Origin of the sequence: Gordonia alkanivorans NBRC 16433 (genome assembly GCF_000225505.1) — a bacterium.
GTDB lineage: Bacteria > Actinomycetota > Actinomycetes > Mycobacteriales > Mycobacteriaceae > Gordonia > Gordonia alkanivorans.
The window spans coordinates 24,777-30,777 of the sequence record NZ_BACI01000079.1; the positions used below are offsets into that span (position 1 = coordinate 24,777).

The 6,001-nt window shown below is 66.5% G+C and carries 5 protein-coding genes; 2 read left to right on the forward strand and 3 right to left on the reverse strand.

All coding sequences use genetic code 11. The annotated features are described in order from the left end of the window. Positions 1-62: 62 nt before the first annotated feature. Positions 63-1,754, reverse strand: coding sequence for an MDR family MFS transporter (locus GOALK_RS14700; RefSeq protein ID WP_035753659.1), 1,692 nt, complete (start codon positions 1,752-1,754; stop codon positions 63-65). A gap of 267 nt (positions 1,755-2,021) precedes the next feature. Further along, complete coding sequence (locus tag GOALK_RS14705; protein WP_006359619.1) at positions 2,022-2,507, reverse strand: MarR family winged helix-turn-helix transcriptional regulator; 486 nt, start codon at positions 2,505-2,507, stop codon at positions 2,022-2,024. A 189-nt stretch (positions 2,508-2,696) separates the two neighbouring features. Between GOALK_RS14705 and GOALK_RS14710 the strand changes: the two genes are divergently transcribed. After that, positions 2,697-3,113, forward strand: a complete 417-nt coding sequence (locus GOALK_RS14710; protein ID WP_042375989.1) for a DUF5313 domain-containing protein — start codon at positions 2,697-2,699, stop codon at positions 3,111-3,113. An 8-nt stretch (positions 3,114-3,121) separates the two neighbouring features. Here GOALK_RS14710 and GOALK_RS14715 read toward each other — a convergent pair whose 3' ends face one another. Further along, positions 3,122-3,958, reverse strand: a complete 837-nt coding sequence (locus GOALK_RS14715) for an SDR family oxidoreductase (RefSeq protein WP_006359621.1) — start codon at positions 3,956-3,958, stop codon at positions 3,122-3,124. A 435-nt stretch (positions 3,959-4,393) separates the two neighbouring features. Here GOALK_RS14715 and GOALK_RS14720 point away from each other — a divergent pair, with 435 nt between their 5' ends. Then, positions 4,394-6,001, forward strand: coding sequence for a GMC oxidoreductase (locus tag GOALK_RS14720; RefSeq protein ID WP_006359622.1), 1,608 nt, complete (start codon positions 4,394-4,396; stop codon positions 5,999-6,001).

Sequence of the window (6,001 nt, forward strand, 5' to 3'; positions counted from 1 at the left end):
TCAACCCGACCATCTGTGAGTCCCGCGTCACGATCGGCGTTGTGCGCCGTCGCGGGCGGGGGTCATGAGCTGCGGTCGACCGGTTTCACCGCCGGGTCGGCGAGCGCCCGCCGGTCGAGGTCGGCGTCGACCCCTGTGCCGTCGAACGTCTCGCCGGCGATGACCTGGGCGAACTCCTCGTCGGCCGTCTCCACGGCCGCCTCCGCGGCGAGCCGCTGCTCCTCACCGGTCAGGGTGTTGAGAGCGACCTCCTTGATGAAGAGGACCGCGATCGTGCCGACGATCGCCATCGCCATCGAGACCAGGAAGATCCGGGCTGTGCCGTCGCCGTACGCGCCGCGGACGATCGCCGCGATGGGTGCGGGCAGTTCGTTGAGGTTGGACAGGCCGGCACCGCCGGAGCCGGACTGGGTGATGCCGATCGCGCGCAGGCCCTTACCGATCAGGTCGGTGACGTGGTTCGACAGCACCGCTCCGAGCACCGAGACGCCGGCTGCACCACCGAGTGAGCGGAAGAAGGTCACGGTCGAGGTGGCCGCACCGAGGTTCTTCGGCTCCACGGTGTTCTGCACCGCGAGCACCAGATTCTGCATCGTCATGCCCATACCGAGTCCCAGCGCGAACAGGTAGCCGCTCAGGACCGCCATGTTGGTGTGGGCGTCGATCGTCGCGAGGAGGCCGAAGCCGACCGCCATCACGATCGAGCCGGCGACCAGGTAGTTCTTCCAGCGGCCGTACTTGGTGATGAGGCGCCCGGAGAGGGTCGCCGAGACCACCGAGCCGAAGACCATCGGGAGGGTCAGCAACCCGGCCGCGGTGGGGGAGTAGCCGCGGGCGATCTGGAAATACTGGCCCAGGAACACCGCGCCGCCGAACAGGGCCACACCGACCGCGATGCTGGCGATGGTCGCGAGGGTGGTCGTGCGCTCCTTGAACAGGTGCAGCGGGATGATCGGGTCCTTGGCCCTGGACTCCACCCAGATCGCGACGGCGAGCAGGGCGAGTCCGAGTGCGACGAGACCGAACGACACGCCCGAGACCCAGTCGAAGTTCTTGCCGGCGAGGGTGACCCAGATCAGGATGACACTGACGCCGGCCGAGATGAGCAGGGCTCCGGCGTAGTCGATGTAGACCTTGCGCCGGACGACCGGGAGGTTGAGGGTGCGCTGCACGACGATCATGGCGATGACGGCCAGCGGGACACACACGTAGAACGTCCAGCGCCAACCGAGCCAGCTCGTGTCGACGATGACGCCGCCCATCAGTGGTCCGGCGACGGTTGCGATCGACATGACGCCGGCGATGGCGCCCTGGTAGCGGCCGCGCTCACGCGGGCTGAACATCGACGCGATGACGATCATGACCAGCGACTGCATGCCGCCGAGGCCGAGGCCCTGGATCACGCGGAAGCCGATCAGCATCGAGACCGAGGTCGACAGACCGGCGAGCATCGAGCCGATCGTGAACACGCCGAGCGACAGCTGGACGAGGAGCTTCTTGCTGAAGACGTCGGACAGCTTTCCCCAGATCGGGGTGGCGGCCGTGGAAGCGAGCAGGGTCGCCGTCACGACCCAGGTGTACTGATCCTGGGTGCCGTGTAGCTGGGTGATGATCGTCGGCAATGCGTTGGACACGATCGTGGCCGAGGTCAGGGCGACGAACATGCCGAGCAGCAGGCCGATCAGCGCGTTGATGCGCTGCTTGTGGGTCATCGGTGTGTCGACGGGTTCCACTTGTGGTGGGGACGTTGTCATACGGGGGTTCCTCCGGGGTCGTGCGTGCGCCGTGTGGACGGAGCCGGATGGCGGCGACCACAGAACATCGACGAAAAACGGGCTCGTCGACCTCGTGGACTCAGGTGCCGGGAACAGCTGGCGGAAACGGGGGTCCGGCATAGGCCGCCGCCCGTTTAGTTGAATGCTGCAACTATAGGGCGCGAAAGGTGTAACGCGCAACTAAACGGGTTATTCCCGATGCCCGGAACCCGGTGGGGAATTGTGCCGCCTGCCCGACCCGGCGCGTCAGGACTCCGGGTCGACGACCGGGTCGTTGGTCGCCTCGCCGAGCCGGTGGAGCAGGCGTGTGAGGGTGCGGATGTCCTCGGGGTTCCACTGGGCCAGACGGGCTCGCCACTCGGAGATCGCCGACGCGAGAACGGCGTCGACCCGTTCGCGCCCATGATCGGTCAGCGTGACCATGCGGGCCCGTGCGTCACGCGGGTCGGGGTGCCGCTCGGCGAGCCCGAGTCGTACGACCGCGTCGATCTGCCGCGTGACCGTCGACTTCTCCATCCCGACCGCACTGACCAGGTCGGACATCGGCATCGAGTTGTGACGGGCGAGCACGGAGATGAGCGGATAGCACGACGGGTCGAGACGGCCGTCGATCTCGCGGGCCCGCAGACGCGTCCGGATTCGGCCGCGTCGCCAGAAATCGGTGAGCTCGGCTTCCAGGCCGCCGATGGCGTCGGGGCCGATGGGGTCGGCAGCCGTCGGGTCCGAGCTCATGATCGGGGAGTCCTTTCGCCGGTACGCCGTGCCGAGTCGCGGTCAGACTACCGACCGAACAGCCGTCGAGCACACGCAGCCATGGCCCATTTGCCCGATTATCGGGGTCTGTCTATGGGCGATCGCGTGGGAGCGGCCCGGTCGACGGGAGTGTGGCCTGCGTCAACCTGCTTGGAGTCGGCCTCCCCGATGGGGCACGATCGAGGAGTGAGCACGACACAACGCACCACCCCGAACGTCTGGGAGTACATCAAGTACTGCTACTGGGCGCCCCTGCCGAAGTCGATGACCGCCTGGGTCGAGAACGACCTCGCGGGACCCGGGGCCTCGTGGCGGATGGTCGTGCGGTGGGCCATCCCCTGCATCATCCTCGTGAGCCCGATGATGTTCGTCCCGGCGGACTGGGGTGTGCGGGTCATCATGACGTTTCCGATCCTCATCGCCTACCTGTTCTTCTCGATCGCGCTGAACCGCGTGTACCGCCGTCATCGGCTGGCCCAGCACGGACTCAACCCAGACCTGATCAACCGGCTCGAGCGGGAGAAGAACTCCGATCTGTACGACGAGTACCACCGCAAGTACCGCGGGGAGCATCGTCGCCGCTGATTGCGAGGTCAGTACAGGTAGTCCTCGCCGCTCGCGCGCACGGTCACGTCAGAGAGGCTGATCCCCCAGGGCTGATCGATGACGTGGACGACGGCGTCGGCCAGGTCCTCGGGAGTGATGAGCCAGTACCGGATCGAGTCCGCGTCGGTCAGCTCGGGCGGTAGTTCGCCCTTGAGCATCTGGACGACGTGCTCCCGGTACGACGCCGCGCGCTGGCCGACGATGCCGCGGATCGCGCGGTCATTGACGATCCAGCTCGCCAGATTGGTGCCCGCGACACCGGTGGGCTTGACCGTGGTGACCTTGATCTTGCCCTTCGCCTCGATCCGCAACGAGTCCGACAGCATGGTGACCGCCGCCTTCGTCGCGCTGTAGACACCCGATCCCTCGAAGCCGCCGTTGCCGTAGATCGACGCGATGTTGACGACCTGCCGGCGGCCCTGCGCGATCATCTGGTCGTAGACGGCGGAGATGCCGTTCACGACGCCCTTGATGTTGATGTCGATGGCCTTGTGCCACTTCTCCCAGGCGCGTTCGTGATCGGCGAAGAAGGCCAACGGCATGACGCCGGCGTTGTTGACGATGACGTCGATGGCCCCGAACTTCTCGACGGCGAGCGTTGCGGCCGACCGCATCTGTGCCATGTCGGTCACGTCGGCGACCTGCGCGACCGCCGATCCGCCGGCGGCGACGATGCCGTCGACAACGGCGGTCAGACCGTCGGTGTCGATGTCCACGCCGACGACATGGGCACCACGCGAGGCGCACCTCTGGGCGATGGCCTTGCCGAATCCGCCACCGGCTCCCGTGATGATGATGGTCTTGTCCTGCAAGTGATCTGACATGCATCTCCCCCGGCCGCGAATAATCGGGCCACCCTAACAGCGAACGCGGGCAGCAAGTTGGACACGAGACCCGGTCAGGGTGTGCACCCCTCAGCGCACCATGACCGAGGGGGCGCATCAGAAGAGCCCGCCGGATCCGCGGCCCTACTCGACAGACCCACCCCGGGTCGATCGTCGGCTGTGGGTCTGTCGTGTTGACCCGCTGGCCATCGATTCAGTCATATGACTCAGCATCTGTCAAGCCTTGCGGCGAGCTGATCAGAACGAGGGACGAAAACCGTTGTAGCCCTTGACAGGACTGTGTTCATGCCGAATTCTGCTTCGGGCGGCTGCATCTCGCAGACGTCATCTTCTCCCTATCGCGGTCGAGAGTGCCGTGACTTCCTCAGTGCATGCGTGTGCGGGATCGTCTCGTGCACCGACGACAGGAGATCCATGTCCGGGGCGTTACCGACGAGACGAACCTTCCTCAAGGCTGCGGCGGTCACCGCGGCCGGCGCAGCGGGCGCGATCGCTGTGTCCGCGAACGGGACCCCGGCGTCGGCGGCGCCGACGCGCCGTGTCCGGCGCACCCGGGAGGAGCATCGGGTGGTGGTGGTCGGCTCCGGATTCGGTGGAGGTGTCTCGGCACTCCGCCTGGCGCAGGCCGGTGTGCCTGTCCTGATGCTCGAGCGGGGGAAGCGATGGCCGACCGGGCCGAACTCGGAGACCTTCCCGCGGGCGTTGAGCCCCGACAAACGCATGCTGTGGCACGAGTCCACACCGAATCTGTTCGGTAAACCGCTGAGCGTCGAACCCTATGTGGGACTGTTCGAATCGGTTGCGGGCGAGAACATGACGGCGTTGTGTCCGGCGGGACTCGGTGGCGGATCGCTGGTCTATCAGGGCATGACATTGCAGCCGAGCGAGGCGGTCTTCAACGAGCACTTCCCCAACGCTCTCGACTGGCAGCTGATGAACCGCGTGCACTATCCGCGGGTCGCCGAGATGCTCAAGGTCGCGGTGGCACCCGACTCGGTGGTGCGGTCACCCCAGTATCTGGCCCCGCGTCAGTTCGCCAAACGGGTTCGCGCCGAGGGACTCCCGCTGCAGAAAATCCCGATGCCCATCGACTGGGGATACGCCGAGGCGGAGCTCCGCGGTGAGATGAAGCCGTCCTACACCAACGGTGACGGCGCGATCGGCGTGAACAACGGCGGCAAGCACAGCGTCGACGTCACCTACATCAAGCAGGCCGAGGCGACCGGGCTCGTGACCGTGCGGACACTGCACACCGTCCGGCAGGTCAGCAGGCGGAAGGACGGCAAGTGGTCCCTCGACGTCGAACGCACCGATGAGACCGGAAAGGTGCTGGAGCACAAAGAGATCGTCACCAAGACGCTCATCATGGCGGCGGGCAGTGTCAACACCACCAAGCTTCTCGTGCGGGCCCGCGAGGCAGGCGCGATCACCGACCTGCCCGATGGCCTCGGCCGCGGCTGGGGGACCAATGCCGACCGCATCTACACGTGGACGAGCCCGAGCATCGATTTCGGCACGGCGCAAGGCGGTCCGGTTGTGTACGGCAGTCCCAATTGGAGCAACCCGAAGAGTGCGTTCACCGTCATCCAGGCGTCTCTGCCCCCGATGCCGGTCTACGCCGGGACCACGATGCTGGTGGGCTTCGGTGTCAGTTCCGGACGCGGAGTCATCTCCTACGACTCGAGGGCCGGCGACGCGATCATCAAGTGGCCGCACGAGGGCGACTCGGAGATCCAGACCAAACACATCGACGGCGCGGTCCGCAGGATCGCCGGGCCCGACGCGATCCTCACCGACACCAACGCATTCTTCCCGTCGACGTGGCATGCACTCGGGGGCGCCAACATGGGCACGGTCTGCGACCTCGAGGGGCGGGTCAAGGGGCAGCCCGGTCTCTACGTCCTCGACGGTGCGCTCATGCCGGGCACCACCGCAGCCTGCAACCCGTCCATGACCATCGCCGCGGTGGCCGAACGCGCGCTCGACCACATCGTCGCCAAGGACGTGGGGGCCACGATCTGA